This is a genomic window from Streptomyces sp. NPDC088817 (assembly GCF_044750345.1).
In the GTDB taxonomy this organism is placed as follows: domain Bacteria; phylum Actinomycetota; class Actinomycetes; order Streptomycetales; family Streptomycetaceae; genus Streptomyces.
In genome coordinates this window covers 15,358-39,650 of sequence record NZ_JBIVJN010000022.1, presented here as the reverse complement: position 1 = coordinate 39,650, position 24,293 = coordinate 15,358, and the positions used below count along the sequence as shown (strand labels likewise).

The window sequence follows — 24,293 nt, the reverse complement described above, 5'->3', positions numbered from 1 at the left end:
TGTCTGATCGGGATGACATCCGGGACGCTCATGGGTGCACCGTAGGCACCGAGCAGGCCGCGCCGTAGGACGACCCCGGGGCCGTCGGTGCGAAGCTGGACTCCGCGTCTCTGTGGGGGCCTCGGGGAGCCGGCCGTGCGTGGACGGTGCGCAGGGCCGGCTCCCCCGTGGCGTGGTGTTCAGTACTGGTCGGGCTCCACGAAACCCGTGCCCGCGTTGTCGTCCGCGTCGAAGGCGGCGGCGGTCGGGTCGAAGCCGGGCGGGCTGTCCTTCAGGGCCAGGCCCAGGCCGGCCAGCTTCGCCTTGACCTCGTCGATGGACTTCGCACCGAAGTTGCGGATGTCCAGCAGGTCCGCCTCGGAACGCGCCAGGAGTTCACCCACGGAGTGGACGCCCTCACGCTTGAGGCAGTTGTAGGAGCGGACCGTGAGCTCCAGCTCCTCGATCGGCAGCGCCAGGTCGGCGGCGAGCGCGGCGTCCGTCGGGGACGGACCCATGTCGATGCCCTCGGCGTCGATGTTCAGCTCGCGGGCCAGACCGAACAGCTCCACCAGCGTCTTGCCCGCCGACGCCATGGCGTCACGCGGACGCATGGCCTGCTTGGTCTCGATGTCGACGATCAGCTTGTCGAAGTCGGTGCGCTGCTCGACACGCGTGGCCTCGACCTTGTACGTGACCTTGAGCACCGGCGAGTAGATCGAGTCGACCGGGATACGGCCGATCTCCTGGCCCACCTGCTTGTTCTGCACGGCGGAGACGTAGCCGCGACCGCGCTCGACGGTCAGCTCCATCTCCAGCTTGCCCTTGCCGTTGAGCGTGGCGAGGACGAGGTCGGGGTTGTGCACCTCGACACCGGCCGGGGGCGCGATGTCGGCGGCGGTGACCAGACCCGGACCCTGCTTGCGCAGGTACATCACGACCGGCTCGTCCTGTTCCGAGGAGACGACCAGCTGCTTGATGTTGAGGATGAGGTCGGTGACGTCCTCCTTGACACCCGGCACGGTGGTGAACTCGTGCAGGACGCCGTCGATCCGGATGCTGGTGACAGCCGCACCGGGAATCGACGACAGGAGGGTACGGCGAAGGGAGTTGCCGAGGGTGTAGCCGAAGCCCGGCTCCAGCGGCTCGATCACGAACCGGGAGCGGAACTCGTCGACGACCTCTTCGGTCAACGAGGGACGCTGAGCGATCAGCACGGGGTATTGCCTCCAGTGTGTGGCGCCCGCCATGTGACGCCGTAGACATCACGAAGGATACGGGCGGTTCGCCCGCTCGCGGGGCCGAACCGCCCGACCCCGCCCGTCTGCCGACCGGTCGACGGGCTCGGCCCTCGCCGGAGTGGAGGGCGATGATCAGCTGGTCCTACCCCCGGGTGTCGGCCACAAGCCTGGTTCGTATGTGCATACTGGTGGCGATGACAAAGCCTGCTGCACCGAAGCGTCATTTGCCCACCAGCCCCTTCAAGGCCCCCGTCGTGCCGGTTCCCAAGCACTTCGCCGTGGGCGACCAGGTCACGCACGACGTGTACGGCCTCGGCCGGGTGATCGGCATCGAGGACGGAATCGCGGCGCTCGTGGATTTCGGCTCGGCGCAAATGCGGATCCTGAGCCCGTACGCCAAGATGACCAAGCTGTAGGACCGCTGTGCCCGGTCACGGGCATCGCCGTCGGCACCGCGTGCCGCCACCAGCTGCCGGCCCGCCCCGCGCACAGGCGGTGCCGGCGCCCCGGCGCGCCTTTCTGCGGTAGCCGCCGACCGTGCCCGGCAATCGGCCTTCCCGGCCGTCGCCGGGCACGGTGGGCCGGCCGTCCGCACCGCCCGGTCCGTCACCGTTCGAGGATGCCCGCCCGCAGCAGCAGCGCCTCCACCACGAGGTCGAACACCTCGCGCGGGCGGGCGGAGGCGGGCTCCGAGATGTACTGGAGGACCGCGCCGTCCACCGCGGCGATGTAGGCGCGCGCCAGTACCCGCGGATCGACGTCGGAGCGCTCGCCCGCAGCGTCCAGCGTCCGGGCGAACACGTCGCCGAGTGTCACCTCGTAGCGTGAGTACATCGACTCGGCCAGCGCCGGGTGCGTTCCGTCCCGTACCGCCCAGGTGACCAGTTCGATCTGGGCTCGCAGGTCGGCCGGAGTGGTCTCGATCTGCGCCCAGAACGCCGCCGAGATCCGGTCCATGACCGCCCGTAGACCGTCCTCCAGCGGAACCTCGTCGGGAACCGGGTCGTGGACGAAGCGTTCGAGCCAGTGATCGGCTGCCGCGCGCATCAGCTCGTCCTTGTCGCGGAAGCAGTAGTGGAGCGTGGCGAGCGGCGCACCCGCCTCTTGCGCGATGGCGCGCAGCGTCACCTGGTCGACGCCGTTGCGCCGCATCAGCTCGACGGCCGCCTCGATGAGTTGCAGCCGCCGCTCGGTGGTGGGAACCCGCACGTTGCCTCGTTCCTTCTCATGTTCCTCTTGTCCGCCCGCTGCGCGGACCGTACCGGCCCGGCGACGGAGGTGTCCGTCGCCGGGCCGTCCGCTTCCGGACCGCCCCTGCGGCCCGATTCTCCCGTGTGACCCTCTCGCGTTCCGGCCTTCGGCGCCGCACCGGTCGGCCGTACCAGCAGGTAACACTCCGTGACATGGACGTTTGACTAAGACTATTGACCAAGACAGTTGACCATGTTTGACTCCCCGACACAAGACGCCCCAAACGACGTTCTCCGGACGGTTTCCTTCCCTGGTCAGCGGGTCAACACAGCCCAATCGGCCGCCTGTTGGACGCCGTATCCGACCGTGTCTCGGCTTCCCAGGGCCACCGCCCGAGGCCGTGAGGACGGGCCCCTACGACACGTTGCGCCATCACCTCCCCGACTCCCCTTCTCCTCGACGCCGCGACTTCGCGACTCCGCGTGCGGCTGCCTACCCGCATCACCCCGCCGCGCGACTGCGCGTCCACCCCCCGGGCCAAGGCCCGCTGATCCACGAGGTGCACAGCACATGGCATTCAACCCTCCCCGCCGGCGCGCGCTGCTGGCCGCCGCCGTGGCCTGCTCACTGGGACTTGCCGCCTGCTCCCAGGAAGGCTCGGGGGCGGCCGGCAGGGACCAGCCCTCGCCCAGGCCCGCCCCGACCCAGGTGGGCGGCCTGTTCGCCGACCCCGCCAAGAACACCCCGGACACGCTGCGGGCGGCTGTGACCAAGAACGACTGGGCCGTTCCCGTCCAGGTGATCGACTGCGACTCACCCGGCTGCGACGGCCACCGCACACCGGGCGTCTACACCCCGTTGCCCAAGAACGAGATCAAGGGCGACTGGACGGTGTGCGCCCTGCTCCCGCACGTCAAGGACCCCTACTGGCTGGGGCAGAACGAGGCTCTGGTCGCCGAGGCCAAGCGCACCGGCGTCCACCTCCAGGTGTACGAGGCGGGCGGCTACACCGAGGTCGGCAAGCAGCTCGACCAGCTCTCCAACTGCGTGGCGAAGGGCGCCGACGCGGTGCTGATCGGCGCGGTGAGCAACGAGGCGCTGAACCCGAAGATCGAGGAGATCGCCGACCAGGGCGTCGTCGTGATCGACACGGTCAACGGCGTCACCTCCAAGAAGGTCCACGGCCGGGCCCTGTTCGACTACTGCACACTCGGCGGCAGCCTCGCCACGTACCTCAAGTCGCAGGGCAAGCCCGTCAACGGCGTCTGGTTCCCCGGGCCTTCGGGAGTCGGTTCCCTGGAGCAGTTGATGTCCTGCTTCAAGGACCAGGCCAAGGGCAGCGACATCAGGGTGCTCGGCACCAAGTACGGCGACACCGGCAAGGACACCCAGCTCAACCTGGTGGAGAACGCCCTCGGCGCCTATCCCGGGATGGACTACGTCCTCGGCAGCGCCACCACCGCCGACGCGGCCCAAGGGGTCCTGAAGGAACGGGGTCTGAGCCGCAAGGTCCGCACCGCCTCGTACTACTTCACGCCCGATGTGTACGCACTGCTGAAGTCCGGGGACGCCACCTGCGCCAGCGCGGGCAACGACCTGATCCTGTCCCGCATCGCGATGGACATGGCACTGCGGGTGCTGGAGAACAAGCCGTTCGTCGGCGGTCCTTACATCGGTACCAACGCCCAGGTGATCTGCGGCCCGGCTGCCGGGGCGAAGGCCGACAACCTGAGCGAGCTGGTCCAGGAGCTGAACCTTCCGTCGGCGGGTTTCCGGCCCGTCTTCAACGTCAACTGAAGGGGCGCTCCTCCATGACCACGCAACCACCGCCGGCCACGGGGACCGGCCCGGCGTTCGAGCCGCCCCGGCCCACGCTCTCCGTACGGGACCTGACGAAGCGGTTCCAGGCCGTCACCGCGCTGCGCGGCGTGAGTGCGGACTTCCTGCCGGGACAGGTCCATGTCCTGTTCGGGGAGAACGGCGCCGGGAAGTCGACCCTCATCAAGATCCTCGCCGGCGTGCACCGGGCGGACGAGGGCACGGTGCTCGTCGACGGCGTCGCGACCAGCGCGTCGAGCCCTCAGCAGGCGCGGGAGCTGGGCATCAGCGCGGTGTTCCAGGACCCCGCTCTGGTTCCGCAGCTGACGGTCGCCGAGAACCTGACCCTGGGCCGGGAGCCGGGCCGCGCCGGGATGATCTCCCGGCGCGAGCGGCGGCGCGTCGCGGAGCAGGCGCTGCGCCGCGTCGGCTCCACCATCCGGCCCGACGCGCTCACCGGCGATCTGCGCAGGGCCGAGCAGCAGATCGTGGAGATCGCCCGTGCCCTCCAGGACTCGGCGAAGGTGCTGATCCTCGACGAGCCCACCGCCTCCCTCACCGACGAGGAGACCGACCGGCTGTTCACGCTGGTGCGCGAACTGCGCCGGGAAGGCCTTGCCGTCATCTACATCACCCACCGGATGAAGGAGATCCGCGCCATCGGCGATGTGGTCACCGTCCTGCGCGACGGCGCCCATGTGCGGACCTGCCCGCTCGACGAGATCGACGACGACGGCCTGGTCACCCTGATGACGGGCCGCAGACTGGACGCCCTCTTCCCGGAGATCCGCCACCGGCCGGGCGCCCCGGCGCTGGAGTTGCGCGGCGTCAGCGGCGAGGACGTGCGCGGCGTCGACCTGACCGTGCGGGCCGGGGAGATCGTCGGACTCGCCGGCCTGGTCGGATCGGGCAAGGGGACGATCGGACGGCTCTGCTTCGGCCTGGCCCGCCTGGACGCGGGCGAAGTGCTCATCCGGGGCACATCCCTGGGTCCCCGGGCGACCCCGGCCCGGCATATCGCCGAAGGCGTCATGTACTACCCGGCGGACCGCAAGCGCGACGGTCTGATCGGCGTCCGGCCCGCCGCCGAGAACGTGTCCCTGTCGGCGCTGGGCAGTTGGACCGGCCGCGGATTCCTCCGGCGCCGCGCGGAGCGCCGGGACACCACCGCCGTCCTCGACCGTCTCACGCTGCGCCCGATGCGGCCGGAGGCGCTGCCGCTCACCTTCTCCGGCGGCAACCAGCAGAAGATCGTACTGGCCCGCGGCTTCACCCGGCCCTACAGACTGCACGTCTTCGACGAGCCGACCGCAGGCGTGGATGTCGGCGCCCGCGCCGACATCTACACCGCGATACGCGACCTCGTCGACTCCGGCGCGGGTGTCCTGCTGATCTCCTCCGACCTGCCCGAGGTGCTCAACCTCGCCCACCGCCTCTATGTGATCACCGAGGGCCGGGTCGCCGCGGAGCTCTCCGGCGACCAGCTCACCGAGGAGATCGTGCTGCCCCACTTCTTCCCTCAAGAGACCGGAACGACATCGTGACCGAGACCCAGAGACCGCCCGTCCAGGAGCTGCCGACGGCACCCGCCGTACCGCCGCCCGCCGGAGCGGGCGCCCTGCTCCGACGCCTCTTCGTCCGCTGGGGCATCCTGCCCGTGCTGCTGCTGGCGCTGATCATCACCTTCGCCGTGATCGAACCCCGGTTCATCGCCTCGGCGAACATCACCAACGTCGCACGGCAGCTCAGCTTCCTGGGCATCGTCGCCATCGGCCAGATGCTGTACCTGATCACCCGTCACTACGACCTGTCGAACGGCGCCTGCGTCGCGCTGTCCTCCATCGTCAGCGCCACCGTGATGACCTCGGCCGCTCCCGGCGACCCGGGGACGGCGATACTGCTGGGCTGCCTCGCGGGCATGGCGGTCGGGCTCGTCGTCGGACTCGTCAACGCCCTGCTCATCGCCGTGTTCCGGATCTCCGCGTTCATGGTGACCCTGGGCATGGCCTCGGTGGCCTCCGGCGCGGCCCTGATGCTGTCCGGCGGCACGCCCGTGGTGGGCCTGCCCCCCGAGTTCTCCCGGCAGTTCGGCACCTCGATGGTGCTCGGCGTGCCGTTCCCCACGGTTGTCCTGCTGATCGCCCTCGGCGCGGCCTACGTCTTCCTCAACTGGACGCGCGTCGGCCGCCAGGCGTACGCGGTCGGCGGCAACGAGAGCGCCGCGTTCCAGTCCGGCGTCAACGTGCGCCGCACCCTCTTCACCGTCATGATCATCGGCAGTCTGCTCGCCGCGCTGGTCGGGCTCATACTGACCGCCCGGATGTCCACGGGCGAGGCGAACGTCGGTGTGCAGTACCCGTTGATGTCGATCATCGCGGCCGTGCTCGGCGGAGTGACCCTCGACGGCGGCGAGGGCCGGGTGTCCGGCGTGCTCATGGGCGCCCTCTTCCTCGTCCTGCTCAGCAACGGCATGGACCTGATCCGGGTCCAGAGCTACGTCCAGCAGATCCTGCTCGGCGCCCTGCTGGTGACCGCGTTGCTCGTGGACCGGCTCAGAAAACGTATGCGACTCGCCTGACCGCGCGAGTCCACCCGACCGCGCCCGGCGCGGAACACCCGACCGCACCGTGCCGCCACCGGCGGAACGGGCGCGACTCCCGGCCGTACCGCCGTCGACGGCGGAACGTTTCGACACCTTACGGAGAATCCCTTGAGCGAGAAGCAGCACCTGCGCAACTTCGTGGGCGGCGCGTACACCGACACCGCCGACGGCGTCACCAGCGATCTGGTCGACCCCACCACCGGCGCCGTCTTCGCCACCGCGCCCGTCTCGGGCCGCGCCGACCTCGACCAGGCGTACGAGGCCGCGTCGGCGGCGTTCGCCGACTGGCGCCGCACCACGCCCGCCGAACGGCAGAAGGCGCTGCTGGGGATCGCCGACGCGGTGGAGGCCCGGTCCGCCGACCTGGTCGCCGCCGAGTCCCGCAACACCGGCAAGCCGATCCCGTTGACGGCCGCCGAGGAGATCCCCCCGATGGCCGACCATCTGCGGTTCTTCGCCGGGGCCGCCCGCCAGCTCGAAGGCAAGGCGGCCGGCGAGTACATGGCCGACCACACCTCGTGGATCCGCCGGGAACCGGTCGGCGTCATCGGCCAGGTCGCCCCCTGGAACTACCCGATGATGATGGCCGTCTGGAAGTTCGCGCCCGCGATCGCCGCCGGGAACACGGTCGTCCTCAAGCCCAGCGACACGACACCGGCCTCCACGCTGCTGCTTGCCGAGATCGCCGCCGAGTTCCTGCCCCCGGGTGTGCTCAACGTGGTGTGCGGTGACCGTGACACGGGTCGCGCGCTGGTGTCCCACCCGCGGCCCGAGATGGTCGCCATCACCGGCTCGGTCGGCGCCGGGCAGCACGTGGCGGCGGCAGCGGCAGGGGACGTCAAGCGTGTCCACCTCGAACTGGGTGGCAAGGCACCGGTCGTGGTGTTCGACGACGCCGACATCGCGGCCGCGGCGGAGGCCATCGCCGTCGCGGCGTTCTTCAACGCGGGTCAGGACTGCACGGCCGCCACCCGGGTCCTGGCCGCACCGTCCGTCCACGCCGACCTCGTGGCCGCTCTCACCGAACAGGCCAGGAACATCGTCACGACGCACGCGGTCGGCGTGCACAGCGAGGACGCCCTGATGCCGGCGCTCAACAGCGCCCGCCACTTCGAGCGGGTCGCCGGCTTCCTCGACCGGCTCCCCGACCACGCCACCCTGCACACCGGCGGGCACCGGCTGGGCGAAGAGGGCTTCCACTACGCTCCGACCGTGGTCTCCGGACTGCGGCAGGACGACGAACTGGTCCAGCACGAAGTGTTCGGACCGGTCATCACCGTGCAGGAGTTCCCGGACGAGGAGTCCGCGCTGACGCTGGCCAACGGCGTGCCGTACGGCCTGGCGTCCTCGGTGTGGACCTCGGACCTCGGCCGCGCCCTGCGGTTCAGCCGCGACCTGGACTTCGGCTGCGTCTGGATCAACACCCACATCCCGCTCGTCGCCGAGATGCCGCACGGCGGCTTCAAGCACTCCGGATACGGCAAGGACCTCTCGCAGTACGGGTTCGAGGACTACACCCGCGTCAAGCACGTGATGGCCTCCCTCGCGGGCTGAGCCGACGACGACCCGTTCACCCACGCAAGGCACAGGACGAGGAGGCACACCCATGAGCCGGCAAGACAGCACGCGCCCGGACAGCGGCCCGGGTACCACACCGCGCGAACCCCGTGCGGCCCGCGAGGACCGGCTGGCCACCGCGACGGAGAACAACGGCATCGCGGTCTGGCGGCCGAGCGAACTGCGTCCCCTCAACGCGGCGACGGGTGGGATGCGCAGCCGCTGGATCATCCCACCGGTCGACGGCGGCAGCGAGTACTCGGTCTCCGAGTGGAGCCTGACCCGGGCGGGCTGGTCCGACCGCCACCCGCACGACGAGCTCAACTACGTCATCGAAGGCGAGCTGCACATCGAGAGCGGCGGGACGACGGTGGTCCTGCGCCCCGGTGACGCCGCCCTGGTCGCCAAGGGCGAGACCGGTCGGTACTGGGCACCGGAGTACGCCCGCATGTTCGCCGTCTACGGTTCCAACCCCGAAGGCGAGAACTCGGACTACCTCGCCTACTGGGACATCACGGAGGCCGTCGGCGGCTGAGGGCCCGGACGGGATGTCCGGGATGCCCGGCGCCGCCCTTGGGTGCCGGGCATCCCGGTGTGGGGTCAGTCTTCGACCAGTACCACGTTCCGCTCGTGTGAGGCGTGGATGTGGGGCAGGGGAAGACCGTTGTGGGGGCGCAGTTCGACGAGGGCGGCCTCGACGCGGGCCGGGCCGGGGGTGAGCCGGCTCGACGTGACCGTGCCGGAGTCGTGCCAGCGGTGGTACGCGCCGTCGCAGACGGCACGTGTGCCGCCGATGCCGTAGCGGGTGGCCGACGGGTCCTGGCTGATGGCGGCGCCGACGAAGGCCGGGCCGCTCGCGTCGAAGCAGCGGTAGGTGCCGTAGACGGTGACGGTGCCGTCCGCCGACAGGCGGGCCGTCTGGTCGATGGTCAGGTTGTCGCCCGGAGCGGCGGTCGCGGGTGTGCTCAGCGCGAGCACGGCGGCCGTCGCCGCGCCCAGGGCTCCGAGTACGGGACGCAGGGGCATGGAAGAACCTCCCGGGTGGCTGGGAACACGAGCTTCCACTCGTACCCGGCGTCCTCGGCGGCGGCCGCGACCCTCACTCCTCGGCGGCGCGTGTCCGTCGACCACTTGGCCGACACCGCCCGATCAGCCCTCGCCCAGTACCGCGAAGCCGTCGAGTTCCACCAGGGCGCGCTCGTCCCACAGCCGTACGATCCCGACCACCGCCATCGCGGGATAGTCGCGGCCCGCCAACCGGCGCCATATCCGGCCGAGTTCGGCGGCATGGGCGCGGTAGGCGGCGACATCCGTGGTGTAGACCGTCACCCGGGCCAGCTCCGACGCGGTACCGCCGGCCGCCGCCAGCGCGGTCAGCAGATTGGTCAGCGCCCGCTCGAACTGCTCGGGCAGGCTCTCACCGACCACCCTGCCGTCGGCGTCCAGTGACGTCTGGCCCGCCAGGAACACCAGCCGTGAGCCGGTGGCGACCACCGCGTGCGAGAAGCCGGTGGGCGGGGACAGCGCGGGCGGGTTCACACGGTCGGCGGTCACATGACCTCCATCGTCCTACGCGGTTCGGCGGTCATACGGACTCCCCAGGCGGGTTCACACGGTCGGCCGTCGCGAAGTCCGTCACCCGTCCTCCCCACGCTCACCCAGCCCCGCGTACAGCTCCTTCGCGATGATTCCCCGCTGCACCTCGCTCGCCCCCTCGTACACGCGGGGGGCCCGCACCTCCCTGTAGAGGTGTTCCAGCAGGTGGCCGCGGTGCAGGGCGCGGGCGCCGTGGAGTTGGACGGCGGTGTCGACGACGTACTGCGCGGTCTCGGTGGCGAGGAGCTTCGCCATGGCGGCGCGGCCGGGGACACCGGGGGCGCTCTCGTCGTACGCCGTCGCCGCCGCGTAGACCATCAGGCGGGCCGCCTCCGTGCGCAGGGCCATCTCGGCGACCTGGTGGGCGACGGTCTGGAGGTCCCTCAGCTTGCCGCCGAAGGCGTCCCGGCGGGCGGTGTGGGCGAGGGTGGCGTCGAGCGCCGCCTGCGCCATGCCCACGGCGAAGGCGCCGACGCTGGGGCGGAACAGGTTGAGCGTGCCCATGGCCACCCGGAAGCCGCGGTCCGTCTCTCCGATCACGTCCTCGGCCGTCACGGCAACGCCGTCGAAGTGAAGCGCGCCGATGGGGTGCGGCGAGAGCATCTCCAGCGCGGTGCCGGTGAGGCCCGGGCGGTCGGCGGGCACCAGGAACGCGGTCACGCCGCGGGAGCCCGCGTCCGGTGTCGTACGGGCGAAGACGGTGTAGAAGTCGGCCTCGGGGGCGTTGGAGATCCAGCACTTCTCGCCGGTGAGCCGCCAGCGGGCGGGGCCGTCCGGGCGGGCCGCCAGCGCCAGTGCCGCCGCGTCCGAGCCCGCGCCCGGCTCGCTCAGCGCGAAGGCGGCGACCGCGCTGCCGTCCGTCACCCGCGGCAGCCAGTGGGCGCGCTGGGCGGGGGTGCCGTGGGCATGGACGGGGTGGGCGCCGAGGCCCTGGAGGGCGAGGGCGGTCTCGGCCTCGGTGCAGGCATGGGCCAGGGACTCGCGCATGAGGCACAGATCGAGGGCGCCGGAGGTGAACAGGCGCTCCAGCAGGCCGAGTCGGCCCAGTTCGGTGAGGAGTGCGCGGTCGACGTGGCCCGGCTCGCCCTTCTCAGCGAGCGGGCGCAGCCGTTCGGCGGCCAGGGTGCGCAACTCGGCGCACCAGGCCGCCTGTTCCGGTTCGAGCGAGAATGCGGGCATTCACCGGTCCTCTCTGCCTCCCGGCCGGCCGGGACACCCTCCACCGTATCGCGTACCGTTGACTGTCGTCACCAACACGATACGCTCCTTGTGCGTGCCCACCACGACAAGGGGGCGAACCGCCATGGACACTGTGGACTCCGGCAGGGGCGGCACCGCGCGGCCGACGGTCTCGGCGCACGTGGACACCTTCGCGCGCGACCATCTGCCGCCCCCGGACCAGTGGCCCGAACTCCGCTTCGACCTCCCGGAGCTGCGCTACCCGGACCGGCTCAACTGCGCCGCCGAACTGCTGGACCGCACCGACGCCGGGCGCCCGGTGTTCCGTACCGCCGCCGGGGAGACATGGACCTACGGCGAGCTGCGCGCCCGCGTCGACCGCATCGCGCACGTACTGACCGGCGACCTCGGTGTGGTCCCCGGCAACCGGGTGCTGCTGCGCGGCCCCACCACCCCCTGGCTGGCGGCCTGCTGGCTGGCCGTGCTCAAGGCGGGCGCCGTCGCCGTCACCGTGCTGGCCCAGCAGCGCCCCCACGAGCTGAGCACGATCTGCGAGATCGCCCGGGTCCGGCACGCGCTGTGCGACGTCCGGGCCGTGGACGACCTGGCCAGGGCGGGGATACCGGGGCTCGTCGTCACGACGTACGGCGGTGACGGCCCCGACGACCTGCTGCGCCGTCCGGTGCCCGGCACGCCGTACCCGGCCGTGGACACCGCCGCCGACGACGTCGCGCTCATCGCGTTCACCTCGGGCACCACCGGGCGGCCCAAGGGCTGCGCGCACTTCCACCGGGACGTGCTGGCCGTCGCGGACACCTTCTCCCGCCATGTGCTCGGACCGCGCGCGGACGACGTGTTCGCGGGCAGCCCTCCGCTCGGTTTCACCTTCGGGCTCGGCGGGCTCGTGGTCTTCCCGATGCGGGCCGGCGCCTGTGCGCTCCTGCTCGAACAGGCCCATCCGCGGCAGCTGTTGCCCGCGATCGCCGAGCACCGGGTGTCCGTGCTGTTCACCGCGCCCACCGCCTACCGCGCGATGCTCGACGAACTCGGCTCGTACGACGTCTCCTCGCTGCGGCGCTGCGTGTCCGCCGGGGAGAACCTGCCCGCGGCGACCTGGCACGCCTGGCACGAGCGGACCGGGGTGCGCATCGTCAACGGCATCGGCGCCACCGAGCTGCTGCACATCTTCATCTCGGCGGCGGACGAGGACATCCGGCCCGGCACGACCGGGGTTCCCGTACCGGGGTGGCACGCGCGCGTGCAGGACGAGCACGGCGAGCCGGTGCCGGACGGAGTGCCGGGGCTGCTCGCCGTCCAGGGTCCGGTCGGCTGCCGCTATCTCGCCGACCCCCGGCAACGCGTGTACGTGCGGGACGGCTGGAACGTCACCGGCGACACCTACGTCCGCGAGCCCGACGGCTACTTCCGCTATGTCGCCCGCGCCGACGACATGATCATCTCGTCCGGGTACAACATCGCCGGACCGGAGGTCGAGGACACCCTGCTGCGCCACCCGGACGTGGTGGAGACGGCGGTCGTCGAGCGGCCCGACGAGGACCGAGGGCAGGTCGTGGTGGCCTACGCCGTCCTGCGGCAGGGCGCGCGGCGGGACGCGGAGGCGCTGCGCGCGTACCTCAAGTCGGAGCTGGCCCCGTACAAGTGCCCGCGCGAGATCGTGTTCCTGGACGCGCTGCCGCGCACGGCCACCGGCAAGCTCCAGCGGTTCCGGCTGCGCGCCGACGGCGTCCATCGGTGACCAGCAGTGATGCCGACGACCTAAAATGATCAACGTGTCCGAGCAGCAAGCGCTTCACGCCCCGAGGTCCCTCATCGTCACGCTCTACGGCGCCTACGGCCGCTTCGCGCCGGGCCCGGTGCCCGTCGCCGAGCTGATCCGGCTGCTGGCCGCCGTGGGGGTGGACGCGCCGTCCGTGCGCTCCTCGGTGTCACGGCTCAAGCGGCGCGGGCTGCTGCTGCCCGCCCGTACGGCGCAGGGCGCGGCCGGGTACGAACTGTCCGACGAGGCACGGCAGTTGCTCGACGACGGCGACCGCCGCATCTATGCCACGGCGCACTCCGGGGACGAGGACTGGGTGCTGGCCGTGTTCTCCGTGCCGGAGTCGGAGCGGAACAAGCGGCACGTGCTGCGCTCCCGGCTGGCCGGGCTCGGCTTCGGTACGGCGGCGCCGGGTGTGTGGATCGCGCCGGCCCGTCTGTACGAGGAGACCCGGCACACGCTGCGGCGCCTGGATCTGGACCCGTACGTGGACTTCTTCCGCGGTGAGCACCTGGGGTTCACGCCGACCGCTCAGGCGGTCGCACGCTGGTGGGACCTGGCTGCGATCGCCGAGCAGCACGAGGCGTTCCTCGACCGGCACGCGCGTGTGCTGCGCGCCTGGGAGGAGCGTGCGGACACCCCGCCGGAGGAGGCCTACCGCGACTACCTCCTCGCCCTGGACTCCTGGCGCCATCTGCCGTACGCCGACCCGGGCCTGCCCGCGCGGCTGCTGCCCGCCGACTGGCCCGGCGCCCGCTCGGCCGCCGTCTTCCAGGGGCTGCACGAGCGGCTGCGGGACGCCGGCGCCGAGTTCGCCGGGCTCTGACGCCGGTCACCTCACGGGCGTTCACGTCTGTGCCACCGGTCCGAGCCGCCGCCACCGCTCAACCGCCCCGCCCGAGCCGCGGCTCGGGCGCGTCCGTGCGGCCCGTCCGCGGGCGGCGGCTGCCGGCCCGGTAGGGGGCCGGCCAGGGCGCGGCCGGGCCCGTGTAGTCCTGTTCGGCGGCCGCGTGCAGGGTCCAGTGCGGGTCGTACAGGTGTGGGCGGGCCAGCGCGCACAGGTCCGTACGACCGGCCAGGATCAGGGAGTTGACGTCGTCCCAGGAGGAGATCGCGCCGACCGAGATCACCGGGACGCCCGCCTCGTGGCGGATGCGGTCGGCGAACGGCGCCTGGTACGAGCGCCCGAACTCGGGCCGCTCGTCCGCGACCACCTGCCCGGTCGAGACGTCGATCGCGTCGGCGCCGTGCGCGGCGAAGGCGCGGGCGATCTCCACGGCCTCGGCGGCGGTCGTACCGCCCTCGGCCCAGTCGGTGGCGGAGATCCGTACGGTCATCGGCCGCTCCTCGGGCCACACGCCGCGTACGGCGTCGAAGACCTCCAGCGGGAAGCGCAGCCGCTTGTCCAGTGAGCCGCCGTAGGCGTCGGTGCGCCGGTTGGTCAGCGGGGAGAGGAAGCCGGAGAGCAGATAGCCGTGGGCGCAGTGCAGTTCGAGCAGGTCGAAGCCGGCCCCGGCGGCTCGCCGGGCGGCGGCGGTGAACTGCTCGCGGATGTCGGTGAGCTGGGCCCGGCTGGCCTGGCGCGGAACCTGGCTGTCCGGCCGGTACGGCAGTGGGGAGGCGGCCACCAGCGGCCAGTTGCCCTGCGGCAGCGGCTCGTCCATGCCCTCCCACATGAGCCGGGTCGAGCCCTTGCGTCCGCTGTGGCCGAGCTGCACGCCGATCGCGGTGCCCGGTGCCTGCCGGTGCACGAAGCCGGTGATCCGCCGCCAGGCCTCGGCCTGCCGTCCGGTCCACAGGCCGGCGCAGCCCGGGGTGATCCGGCCCTCGGGGCTGACGCAGACCATCTCGGTCATCACGAGTGCGGCGCCGCCGAGCGCCCGGGCGCCCAGGTGGACGAGGTGGAAGTCGCCGGGGACGCCGTCGGTGGCGGAGTACATGTCCATGGGCGAGACGACGACCCGGTTGCGCAGGGTCAGTCCGCGCAGCCGGAACGCGGTGAACATCGGCGGTGTCCCGGGCGGGCAGCCGAACTCGCGCTCCACGGCGTCGGTGAAGCGGGGGTCGCGGAGGCGGAGGTTGCCGTGGGTGACGCGGCGGCTGCGGGTGAGCAGGTCAAAGGCGAACTGGCGGGGCGGCCGGCCGAGGTAGCGGTCCAGGTTCTCGAACCACTCCAGGCTGGCCCGGGCCGCGCGCTGGGTGGAGGCGACGACCGGTCCGCGCTCCTCCTCGTAGGCGGTGAGCGCCTCGGGCAGGGACGGCTGTTCGTCCAGGCAGGCGGCGAGGGCGAGGGCGTCCTCGACGGCGAGCTTGGTGCCGGAGCCGATGGAGAAGTGGGCGGTGTGGGCGGCGTCGCCGAGCAGGACGAGGTTGCCGTGCGACCAGCGCTCGGTGACGACCGTGCGGAAGGTGGTCCAGGCGGACTTGTTGGAGCGCAGCGGCCGCCCGCCGAGCGCGTCCGCGAAGATCTTGGCGCAGCGTTCGACGGACTCCTGCTCGTCCATGGTGTCGAAGCCGGCCGCGCGCCACACCTCCTCGCGCATCTCGACGATGACCGTCGAGGCGCCGTCGTCCCGCGGCCCGGAGGGCCTCGTCGAGGGGTGGTGGTCGGGCGACGGGCGGGAATAGGGGTAGCCGTGCAGTTGTGCCACGCCGTGCTCGGTCTCGGCGATCTCGAAGCGGAAGGCGTCGAGGGCGAAGTCGGCGGCCAGCCAGATGTAGCGGCAGCGGTGGCCGGTCACCCGGGGCCGGAAGACGTGGGCGTGGGCCTCGCGGGTGGCGCTGTGCACGCCGTCGGCGGCGACGACCAGGTCGTACGTCCGTGTCAGGTGCTCGACGTCCGGTGCCTCGGTACGGAAGCGCAGGTCGACTCCGAGCGCGCGGCAGCGTTCGTGCAGGATCGCCAGCAGGCGCCGTCTGCCGAGCGCGGCGAAACCGTGGCCGCCGGAGGTGTGCCGGATGCCCCGGTGGACGATGTCGATGTCGTCCCAGCGCACGAACTCCCGGCGCAGGGCCTCGTACACCACCGGGTCGGCGTGTTCGATGCCGCCGAGCGTCTCGTCGGAGAGGACGACGCCGAACCCGAAGGTGTCGTCGGGCGCGTTGCGCTCCCAGACGGTGATCTCACGGGCCGGGTCGAGCCGTTTCAGCAGGGCCGCCGCGTACAGGCCGCCGGGTCCGCCGCCGATGACCGCGACCCTCATGGCACCGGTCACCCCCGGTCACCTCCCCCGCCACTTCGGCGGGCGCTTCTCGGTGAAGGCCGCGTGGAACTCGGCGTAGTCCTCGCCGTTCATCAGCAGGGCCTGGGTGGAGGCGTCCAGTTCGACCGCGGCGGACAGGGGCATGTCCAGTTCGGCGGTGAGCAGGGCCTTGGTCTGGGCGTGGGCGAGGGCGGGTCCGTCGGCCAGCCGGCGGGCCAGGGACCGCGCGGCCTCGTCGGCGCTGCCCCCCTCGTCGGTGAGGTGGCTGATCAGGCCGATCCGTTCGGCCTCGGCCGCCCGCACCGGCTCGCCGAGCATCAGCAGCCGGGTGGCGTGACCGAGCCCGACCACCCGGGGCAGCAGGTAGGCGGCGCCCATGTCGCCGCCGGAGAGGCCGACGCGGGTGAAGAGGAAGGCGAACCGTGCGGTGGGGTCGGCGACCCGGAAGTCCGCTGCCAGGGCGAGGACCGCTCCGGCCCCGGCCGCCACCCCGTGCACGGCGGCGATCACCGGGAACGGGCATTCCCGTACGGCGCGCACGACCTGTCCGGTCATCCGGTTGAAGTCGAGCAGCTCGGACGTGTTCATGCTCAGGGTGGCGCCGATGATCTCGTCCACGTCGCCGCCGGAGCAGAAGCCGCGACCCTCACCGGCCAGCACCAGGGCGCGCACGGCCCGTTCGCGGGACAGTTCGGCGAGCAGGTCGCGCAGGTCGGCGTAGGCGCCGAAGGTGAGCGCGTTGAGCTTGTCGGGGCGGGCGAGGGTGACCGTGGCGACGCCGTCGGCGCGCTCGACGCGCAGATGGCGCCAGTGGGGGGTGCGGTCGGTGGAGCCGGTGAAGGGACTCATGACGTGGGGGCCTCCTCGGGGACTGCCACGGACCTCTGCCGCGCTGCGCCGAGGCCGGGCCGTGCCGAGGCCGCGCCATGCCGATGAAGTGCGGGGCCTTGGCCGCGCCGGGCTCTCCCCACGAACTTATCACTCGTTCATGACTGTCGTCACGAGTGCGCGATACATCCGATACGGTGCACCGGCGGCCCCGGAGCCGAGGGCGCCACAAGATCGCCTGGACGGCCCCCGTACCATTCCCCTCGTTGAAAGCGGGACAACCTGGTGGCCGCCGCCGGGACGCCCCCCGCCCCGAACGGATCCGCCTTGCCCGAGCACCCTTCAGCTCCGTCCCAACCGTCGCCCGACCACCGCCCCTCACGGAGGCACTTCGTGCCGCCCCATTCGTCCTGGCGCGTCGCGCTGCCGCACTCGGCGGCCGCCGTGCCGGTGGCGCGCGCCCTGGTGCGGACGGCGCTGACGGAGCTGGAGCACACGGCCGACTGCGACACCGCGGAGCTGCTGACCGCGGAGCTGGTCGCGAACGCCGTGGAGCACGCCGTGGGCCCGGGCCCGATAGAGCTGGTGGTGGAGCTGCTGCCGACCGGCTGCCATGTCGAGGTGCACGATCCGGATCCGGAACCGCCCGGCGGCCTGACCCGGCCGGGCCTCGCCGCCCCGGACCCCTGGCAGGAGCACGGGCGCGGCCTGCTGCTGATCCGCGCCCTCAGCTCGGCCTGCGGGCACCGCGCGACCGCCTCGGGCAAGGCGGTGTGGTTCAGGCTGTCCGCCGGTCCGCCTCGGCTGCGTCCGGCGTGACCTCCGCGGCCCCGGCCGTCGCCGCCAGCCGGGAGTGCCGGCGGCCGTAGAACGCGTACACCAGCAGCCCGGCCACGAGGAAGCCGGCGAACTGGAGCCAGGTGGTCCAGCCGGTCTCGTACATCAGGTACAGCGAGCAGCCGACGCCGAGCACCGGCAGCACGGGGTAGAGCGGCACCCGGAAGGTGCGGGCGAGGCCCGGCTCGCGGCGGCGCAGCGTGATCACGGCGATGTTGACGACGCCCATGATGGCGAGCGTGCCGATGGTGCACAGGTTGACCACGACGTCCAGCGAGGCGAACGCTGCGGGGATCGCGAAGACCACGCCGACGATCAGGGTGCCGGCGACGGGCACCGAGGTGCGCGGCGAGACCTTCTGAAGGACGGGCGGCACGAGCCCGTCGCGCGACATCGACATCAGGATGCGGGACTGGGCGTACGTCACGGTCAGCACCACGGAGGCGATGGCGACGACCGCGCCGAAGGCGATCACGGCGCCGCCGACCGTGGAGCCGGTGACCGTGTTGACGACGTACGAGAGTGCCGCGGGCCGGCCGCCGACCTGGTCGCCGCCGATGGCGCCGATCGCGGCGAGCGCGACCGCGCAGTACAGCAGGGTGACCAGGCCGATGCAGACGAGGATGGCGACCGGGACGTCCCGGCGCGGGTTCCTGGCCTCCTCGCCCGCGGTGGTGATCGCGTCGAAGCCGATGTAGGAGAAGAACGCGGCCGTGGTGCCCGCGCCGATGCCGCCGAGGCCGGCCGGCGAGAACGGGGTGAGGTTGCCGTGCTTGAAGGCGGAGAACCCGATCACGCAGAAGGCGACGAGGATGGCGAGCTTGAGCACGGCCATCGCGGCGGTCGCCCGGGCGCTCTCGCGCACTCCGCGCACCAGCAGCAGGCAGGCCATGGCGATGACGAGGACGGCCGGGACGTTGACGACCCCGCCGTCGCCGGGTCCGGCGGAGAGGGCGGCCGGGAGCTGCCATCCGGTGAGGCTGTGCAGCAGCTCGTTGACGTACTGACTCCAGCCGACGGCGACCGCGGAGATGGAGATGCCGTACTCGAGCAGCAGGCACCAGCCGACCAGGAAGGCGGTGGTCTCGCCCAGGCCCGCGTAGGCGAAGGAGTACGAGGATCCGGAGACGGGGATCGCGCCGCCGAGCTCGGCGAAGGAGAAGGCGGTGAACACGCAGGTGATCGCGGCCAGGACGAAGGAGACGACGACGGCGGGGCCGGCCTGGGCGACCGAGTCGGACAGGCCGACGAAGATGCCGGTGCCGACGACTGCGCCGATGCCGAAGCAGACGAGCTGGAACAGGCCCATCGTGCGCTTGAGGCCGTGGCCGGCGCTGTCGGCACCGGACTCGGCGACGAGGAGGGCCGGGGACTTGATGCGGGGAGCGGACATGCGGGGGTGGTGCTCGTTTCTGGTGGTGCGGGGCGGCCTCGGGGGTGTGTACCCCGCTGGTGCGGGGGGAGGTCGCGTGGCGGCGGCGGAAGGGGGTGGCTCCGGGCCGCGGGTCCGACGGACGGCCGGTCAGGCCAGGGTGGCGACCATGATCGCCTTGATGGTGTGCAGCCGGTTCTCCGCCTCGTCGAAGACGACCGAGTGGGCCGACTCGAAGACCTCGTCGGTCACCTCCAGGGAGGTGCGGCCGTGCCGTTCGTGGATCTCGCGGCCGACCTCGGTGCCGAGGTCGTGGAAGGCGGGCAGGCAGTGCAGGAACTTGACGTCCGGGTTGCCGGTGGCGCGCAGCACGTCCATCGTCACCGCGTACGGGGCCAGCGCCTCGATCCGCTCGTCCCAGGCCTCCTTGGGCTCCCCCATGGAGACCCAGACGTCGGTGGCGACGAAGTCGGCGCCGCGCACGCCCTCCTCCAGGGACTCGGTGAGGGTGACGCGCGCGCCGCTGGAGGCGGCCAGCTCGCGGGCCCGGTCGACGACCGCCGGGGCGGGCCAGTAGCTCTTGGGGGCGACGAGCCGTACGTCCATGCCGAGCAGGGCGCCGGTGACCAGGTAGGAGTTGCCCATGTTGAAGCGGGCGTCGCCGAGGTAGGCGAAGACCGTCTCGCGCGGCGGCTTGGCGCAGTGCTCGGTCATGGTGAGCACGTCGGCGAGCATCTGGGTGGGGTGCCAGTCGTCGGTGAGCCCGTTGTAGACGGGGACGCCGGCGTGCGCGGCGAGTTCCTCGACGGTGTCCTGGCTGTCGCCCCGGTACTCGATCGCGTCGAACATCCGGCCGAGGACACGGGCGGTGTCCCTGACGGACTCCTTGTGCCCCATCTGGGAGCCGGACGGGTCGAGGTACGTCGTCGAGGCGCCCTGGTCGGCGGCGGCGACCTCGAAGGCGCAGCGGGTGCGCGTCGAGGTCTTCTCGAAGATCAGCGCGATGTTGCGGCCCCGCAGGTACGGCGTCTCGGTCCCGGCCCGCTTGGCGGCCTTCAGCTCGGCGGCCAGCCCGACCAGGCCGCGGAACTCCTCCTCGGTGAAGTCCAGCTCCTTGAGGAAGTGGCGGCCGGTCAGACCGGTCGGGACGTGCACCATCGGGGAGTCTCCTGGGGACGGGGGAAGGACTGCGGACCATGGAAGTCTATACGAAGCTCCACATTTCTATACAGAGTGGCCGGGGTCCGGGATGCGAACCGCCCGGGTCTGTTGAACTCTGGGAGTCATGGATCTCAGGATGTCGGTCGAAGACCGGGAAGAGTTCCTTGCCGGCCTCCACGTGGGAATCCTGGGGGTCGACGACCCCCGTGACGGCGGTGGACCGCTGCTGGTCCCGCTCTGGTACTCCTACCGTCCCGGCGGTCCGGTGACGATCGCGACCGGGCGGCAGTCGCTGAAGGCCCGCCTCATCCGCGGCGCCGGGCGGTTCAGCCTCTGCGCGCAGGACGAGTCGGCACCGTATCGCTATGTGAGCGTGGAGGGGCCGGTCGTGGGCGTCGAGGATCCGCTGCCACGGGCCGAGCAGGAGGCGCTGGCCCGCCGGTACCTGGACGCGGAGACCGCGGCGGCCTACCTGGCGGCCAACCAGGAGCAGCTGGTCGACGACATCCTCATCCGCATGCGGCCCGAGAGATGGAGGACGGCCGACTTCTCCGCCTTCGCCGAGGAGTTCGAGTCGTAGTCCTCCGTGCGGCGGGCGGTTCACGTGCCAGCACAGACGGGACATCCCGATGGTCACTGACACCATGACGCTTCCGGTGGCGCCGGCGTGGAACGCGGGAACGCTGTGGTACCCGCGCGATCGCTGTCTGCACGAGCTGTTCGACGCCCGAGCCGCGCTGCGCCCACGGGCGACCGCCTCCGTCCAGCACGGCCGCAGCATGAGCTACGGCGAGCTGAAGGACCGCTCCGACGCGCTGGCCGCCCGGCTGCTCGGCTCCGGGGTGCGGCGCGGCGACGGGGTCGGCGTGTGCGGAGGCCGTTCCCTGGAGGCGCTGGTCGCCTTTCTGGGCATCCTCAAGGCCGGTGCGGCCTACGTACCGCTCGACGACGCCTCCCCGCCCGGGCGGCTCCAGGCGATGGCGGAGGACGCCGGGGTGCACACCGTGGTGACGCTGCCCGGCAGCGTCTGCCGCATCCGGCGGGTGCGTACCCGCATCGCGCTGAACGGGTCGGCGCCAAGCACCCCGGTCGCGCTCCCCCGGACCGGGGCACGCGCCGGTGACTGCGCCTATGTGATGTTCACCTCCGGCTCGACGGGCCGTCCCAAACCCGTGGCGGTCCCGCACTGCGGTGTGGTCCGGCTGGCCGCCTCCGATCTGGTGTGGCAACGCCCGCGGCCCGGTGAGCGGGTGCTCCACGCCTACGGCCTCTCCTCGGACGCCTCCACGATCGAGATCTGGTCCCCGCTGCTCGCCGGGGCCTGCGTGGTGATCGCCGATCAGGAGGAGCTGCTGTCCCCGGCCGCCCTGGAGTCCCGGCTGCTGTCCGAGCGGGTCAGCATCGCCTACCTGACCACCGGGGTGTTCCACCACATCGGGCGCACCAGGCCGTCGGCGCTGCGCTCGCTGCGGTTCGCCTCGGCCGGCGGCGAGGCGATGGACCCCGAGCTGGCCCGCGCGATCCTGGCGGCCTGCCCGGACACCACCGTGGTCAACTTCTACGGTCCGACCGAGAACAGCGTGGTCTCCACCGCGCACCTGGTGGACGGCCTGCCGCCCGAGGCGACGGCGGTGCCGATCGGCCGGCCGCTGGAGAACTCCACCTGCTACGTGGTCCGGGCGGACGGCACGCTCGCGGACGCCGGTGAGGAGGGCGAACTCCTCGTCGGCGGGGACGGGCTCGCGCTGGGCTACCTCGGCGACCCCGAGCTGACCGCCGAGCGCTTCGTCGACAACCGCTTCGAGCCCGGTACGCGGCTCTACCGCACCGGCGACCGGGTGGTGCGGCGCGCGGACGGCGTCCTGGAGTACCGGGCGCGGGTGGACCGGCAGATCAAACTGCGCGGGCACCGCATCGAGCCGGACGAGATAGAGGCGCGGCTGCGCGCGGACGACACGGTGGGCGAGGCCGTCGTGGAGCTGGAGGGCGAGAGCCTGGTCGGCTACGTGACACCGGCCCGGCCCGGCCGGGCGCTGTCGCTGGACCGCATCCGCGGCGCGCTCACGGCATGGCTGCCCGCGGCGGCGGTGCCCGCGCGACTGGTCGAGGTGGGGCGGTTCCCGGTGACCCCGGGCGGCAAGGTGGACCGCCGCAGGCTGCGCCTGCTGGCGGGGCCGGCCACGGGCAGGGCCTCGCACACGGTGCCGGGAGCGACGGGCACCGGGACCGGCACGGACACGGACACCGGCACCGACACCGACACCGACACCGACACCGACACGGAGACGGCCACCGCACCGGCGGGTCACGGGCGAGGTCCGGGTCCGGTTTCGGGCACGGACACCGGCACCGGGACCGGCACCGGCACCGGCACCGGCACGGAGACGGCCAGCGCACCGGCGGGTCCCGGGCAGGGTCCGGGTCCGGTTGCGGGTCCGGGCCCGAACCCGCAGGAGACGGTCGCGCGGGTGTGGCAGGTGGTGCTGGGTGTGCGCCCGGCGCCCGGGGACGGTTTCTTCGACATCGGCGGGGACTCCCTGCTGGCGGCCGAGGTCGTCACCCGCACCCTGGCCGCCTTCGGCCTCGACGCCCGGCACGGCCGCACCCTGGTCCACAGCCTGCTGCGCTCCCCCACCCTGGAGGACTTCACCGCCGCCGTCGCCACCCTCACCTCCGTCGCGGGCCGAAGGGCCCGGGCGGCCCCCGAGACCGGCACCGTGGACTTCCGCGCCGAGGCACGGCTCGGCTTCGCCCTGCCGTCGCCGCGCGGCCCCGAACCGGACTGGCGGCACCCCGGGGAGGTGCTGCTGACCGGGGCCTCCGGTTTCCTCGGCGCCTTCCTCCTCGACCGGCTGCTGCGACGCACCGGCGCCCGGGTGCACTGCCCGGTGCGCGGCCGCGACGCCGCGCACACCCGGCGGAAGGTGATGCGGAACCTGGCCCGCTTCGGCCTCGCCGGCGCGGAGGCCGCCGACCGCGTCGTGTGCTTCCCCGCCGACCTCACCGAGCCCGGCCTCGGTCTGGAACCGGGCCGCGCCGAGGAACTGGCCGGCACCCTCGACCTGGTGCTGCACGCCGCCGCGCAGGTCAACTTCCTCTACCCGTACGAGGCGTTGCGCGGCGCCAACGTGGAGGGCACCCGGCACCTCGTACGCCTGGCGGCCCAGCGGGCCGTGCCCGTGCACTTCTTCTCCACCATCGCGGTGCTCGCCGGCTTCGGCACCGCAGGCGTGCGGCACGTGGACGAGGATCTGCCGCTCGATCACGCCGACCGGCTCACCATGGGCTACGCCGAGAGCAAGTGGGTGGCCGAGGAGGTGCTGCGGGACGCCGCCGGCCAGGGCCTGCCGGTGGCGGTCCACCGGCCGTACGAGATCACCGGCGACCGGCGCACCGGCGCGTGCAACACCGACACCGCGATCTGCTCGCTGTTCAAGACGATCACCGAGACCGGTCTCGCCCCCGACATCCCGCTGCCGCTGGACTTCGTCCCGGTGGACTTCCTCACCGAGGCGGTGGTGCACATCGCCACCGGGCACCGCACCACCCACCGGACCTACCACATGACCAACCCCCGCCCGGCGAGCCTGCGCGACATGCTCGACCGGATGGACGCCGGCGGCCACCGGATCCGGCGGCTCCCCTACGAGGAGTGGGTGGACGACCTCGTCCGCCATGTCGCGCGGCACCCCACGAGTCCCACCGCCCCGTTCGTCTCCCTGTGCGTGGACCGCTGCAAGCAGGCGGACATGTCCGTCAAGGAGATGTACTTCGAGGGCACCTTCCCGTCCGTGGGACGGGACAACGTCGAACGCGACCTGGCCGGTACGGGCCTGAGCTGCCCGCCCGTCGACGCGGACCTGCTGGACCGCTACCTGGAGTACTTCTACGCCACCGGCTACATCGAGCGCCCGTAGCCGGTGCCGCGGTGGCCCGACTCCCGCAGCCGATG

20 protein-coding genes are annotated in these 24,293 nt (G+C 72.3%); 11 read left to right on the top strand and 9 right to left on the bottom strand.

The window, feature by feature from the left end; genetic code table 11:
• Positions 1 to 179: 179 nt before the first annotated feature.
• A complete protein-coding gene (locus tag ACIP4X_RS31915; RefSeq protein WP_358735057.1) occupies positions 180 to 1,196 on the bottom strand; it encodes a DNA-directed RNA polymerase subunit alpha in 1,017 nt (338 codons plus the stop codon).
• A gap of 218 nt (positions 1,197 to 1,414) precedes the next feature.
• On the opposite strand from ACIP4X_RS31915, the gene ACIP4X_RS31910 reads away from it, so the two are divergent.
• Positions 1,415 to 1,636: a hypothetical protein gene (locus ACIP4X_RS31910; RefSeq protein ID WP_358735056.1), complete on the top strand. Its 222-nt coding sequence runs from the start codon at positions 1,415 to 1,417 to the stop codon at positions 1,634 to 1,636.
• A gap of 190 nt (positions 1,637 to 1,826) precedes the next feature.
• On the opposite strand, the gene ACIP4X_RS31905 is transcribed toward ACIP4X_RS31910, so the two are convergent.
• On the bottom strand, positions 1,827 to 2,429 hold the full coding sequence (locus ACIP4X_RS31905; protein ID WP_358735054.1) for a TetR family transcriptional regulator: 603 nt from the start codon (positions 2,427 to 2,429) through the stop codon (positions 1,827 to 1,829).
• Between the two features lie 552 nt (positions 2,430 to 2,981).
• On the opposite strand from ACIP4X_RS31905, the gene torT reads away from it, so the two are divergent.
• From torT to ACIP4X_RS31880, 5 genes are all read left to right on the top strand, one after another.
• Positions 2,982 to 4,208 (top strand): TMAO reductase system periplasmic protein TorT, encoded by a 1,227-nt coding sequence (gene torT / locus ACIP4X_RS31900; RefSeq protein WP_358735052.1) that lies wholly within the window; start codon positions 2,982 to 2,984, stop codon positions 4,206 to 4,208.
• 14 nt (positions 4,209 to 4,222) lie between these two features.
• Complete coding sequence (locus tag ACIP4X_RS31895; protein WP_358735050.1) at positions 4,223 to 5,773, top strand: sugar ABC transporter ATP-binding protein; 1,551 nt, start codon at positions 4,223 to 4,225, stop codon at positions 5,771 to 5,773.
• A complete protein-coding gene (locus tag ACIP4X_RS31890) occupies positions 5,770 to 6,807 on the top strand; it encodes an ABC transporter permease (RefSeq protein ID WP_401351645.1) in 1,038 nt (345 codons plus the stop codon). The genes ACIP4X_RS31895 and ACIP4X_RS31890 overlap by 4 nt, the downstream gene beginning before the upstream one ends.
• Before the next feature lie 132 nt (positions 6,808 to 6,939).
• Positions 6,940 to 8,385 (top strand): aminobutyraldehyde dehydrogenase, encoded by a 1,446-nt coding sequence (locus ACIP4X_RS31885; RefSeq protein WP_358735047.1) that lies wholly within the window; start codon positions 6,940 to 6,942, stop codon positions 8,383 to 8,385.
• A gap of 52 nt (positions 8,386 to 8,437) precedes the next feature.
• Positions 8,438 to 8,923: a cupin domain-containing protein gene (locus tag ACIP4X_RS31880; RefSeq protein ID WP_358735045.1), complete on the top strand. Its 486-nt coding sequence runs from the start codon at positions 8,438 to 8,440 to the stop codon at positions 8,921 to 8,923.
• Between the two features lie 65 nt (positions 8,924 to 8,988).
• Here ACIP4X_RS31880 and ACIP4X_RS31875 read toward each other — a convergent pair whose 3' ends face one another.
• The 3 genes from ACIP4X_RS31875 to ACIP4X_RS31865 form a co-directional block, all read right to left on the bottom strand.
• Positions 8,989 to 9,414, bottom strand: coding sequence for a DUF6299 family protein (locus ACIP4X_RS31875; RefSeq protein WP_401351643.1), 426 nt, complete (start codon positions 9,412 to 9,414; stop codon positions 8,989 to 8,991).
• Between the two features lie 123 nt (positions 9,415 to 9,537).
• Positions 9,538 to 9,942, bottom strand: a complete 405-nt coding sequence (locus tag ACIP4X_RS31870; protein ID WP_358735043.1) for a Rid family hydrolase — start codon at positions 9,940 to 9,942, stop codon at positions 9,538 to 9,540.
• 81 nt (positions 9,943 to 10,023) lie between these two features.
• Entirely contained in the window at positions 10,024 to 11,163 is a 1,140-nt protein-coding gene (locus ACIP4X_RS31865) for an acyl-CoA dehydrogenase family protein (RefSeq protein WP_401351641.1), read from the bottom strand.
• A 124-nt stretch (positions 11,164 to 11,287) separates the two neighbouring features.
• On the opposite strand from ACIP4X_RS31865, the gene ACIP4X_RS31860 reads away from it, so the two are divergent.
• Positions 11,288 to 12,919: an AMP-binding protein gene (locus tag ACIP4X_RS31860; protein WP_401351639.1), complete on the top strand. Its 1,632-nt coding sequence runs from the start codon at positions 11,288 to 11,290 to the stop codon at positions 12,917 to 12,919.
• A gap of 25 nt (positions 12,920 to 12,944) precedes the next feature.
• Entirely contained in the window at positions 12,945 to 13,766 is an 822-nt protein-coding gene (locus ACIP4X_RS31855; protein ID WP_401351637.1) for a PaaX family transcriptional regulator C-terminal domain-containing protein, read from the top strand.
• Between the two features lie 58 nt (positions 13,767 to 13,824).
• Here ACIP4X_RS31855 and ACIP4X_RS31850 read toward each other — a convergent pair whose 3' ends face one another.
• Together ACIP4X_RS31850 and ACIP4X_RS31845 are read right to left on the bottom strand one after the other, a co-directional pair.
• Positions 13,825 to 16,143 carry a bifunctional salicylyl-CoA 5-hydroxylase/oxidoreductase gene (locus ACIP4X_RS31850; RefSeq protein ID WP_401351729.1) on the bottom strand — a complete coding sequence of 773 codons (2,319 nt, stop codon included), beginning with the start codon at positions 16,141 to 16,143 and terminating at the stop codon, positions 13,825 to 13,827.
• An 18-nt stretch (positions 16,144 to 16,161) separates the two neighbouring features.
• Positions 16,162 to 16,992 carry an enoyl-CoA hydratase family protein gene (locus ACIP4X_RS31845; protein WP_358735038.1) on the bottom strand — a complete coding sequence of 277 codons (831 nt, stop codon included), beginning with the start codon at positions 16,990 to 16,992 and terminating at the stop codon, positions 16,162 to 16,164.
• Between the two features lie 306 nt (positions 16,993 to 17,298).
• Between ACIP4X_RS31845 and ACIP4X_RS31840 the strand changes: the two genes are divergently transcribed.
• Entirely contained in the window at positions 17,299 to 17,790 is a 492-nt protein-coding gene (locus tag ACIP4X_RS31840) for an ATP-binding protein (RefSeq protein ID WP_401351635.1), read from the top strand.
• Here the strand turns inward: ACIP4X_RS31840 and ACIP4X_RS31835 are convergent.
• Entirely contained in the window at positions 17,750 to 19,201 is a 1,452-nt protein-coding gene (locus ACIP4X_RS31835; protein WP_391457210.1) for an amino acid permease, read from the bottom strand. The two genes, ACIP4X_RS31840 and ACIP4X_RS31835, sit on opposite strands and share 41 nt — an antisense overlap.
• A 129-nt stretch (positions 19,202 to 19,330) precedes the next feature.
• Entirely contained in the window at positions 19,331 to 20,338 is a 1,008-nt protein-coding gene (gene argF, locus ACIP4X_RS31830; protein WP_358735033.1) for an ornithine carbamoyltransferase, read from the bottom strand.
• Positions 20,339 to 20,465: 127 nt separating this feature from the next.
• On the opposite strand from argF, the gene ACIP4X_RS31825 reads away from it, so the two are divergent.
• Together ACIP4X_RS31825 and ACIP4X_RS31820 are read left to right on the top strand one after the other, a co-directional pair.
• Entirely contained in the window at positions 20,466 to 20,921 is a 456-nt protein-coding gene (locus ACIP4X_RS31825; protein ID WP_358735032.1) for a pyridoxamine 5'-phosphate oxidase, read from the top strand.
• Between the two features lie 49 nt (positions 20,922 to 20,970).
• Positions 20,971 to 24,258, top strand: a complete 3,288-nt coding sequence (locus tag ACIP4X_RS31820) for an amino acid adenylation domain-containing protein (RefSeq protein ID WP_401351632.1) — start codon at positions 20,971 to 20,973, stop codon at positions 24,256 to 24,258.
• Positions 24,259 to 24,293 lie beyond the last annotated feature (35 nt).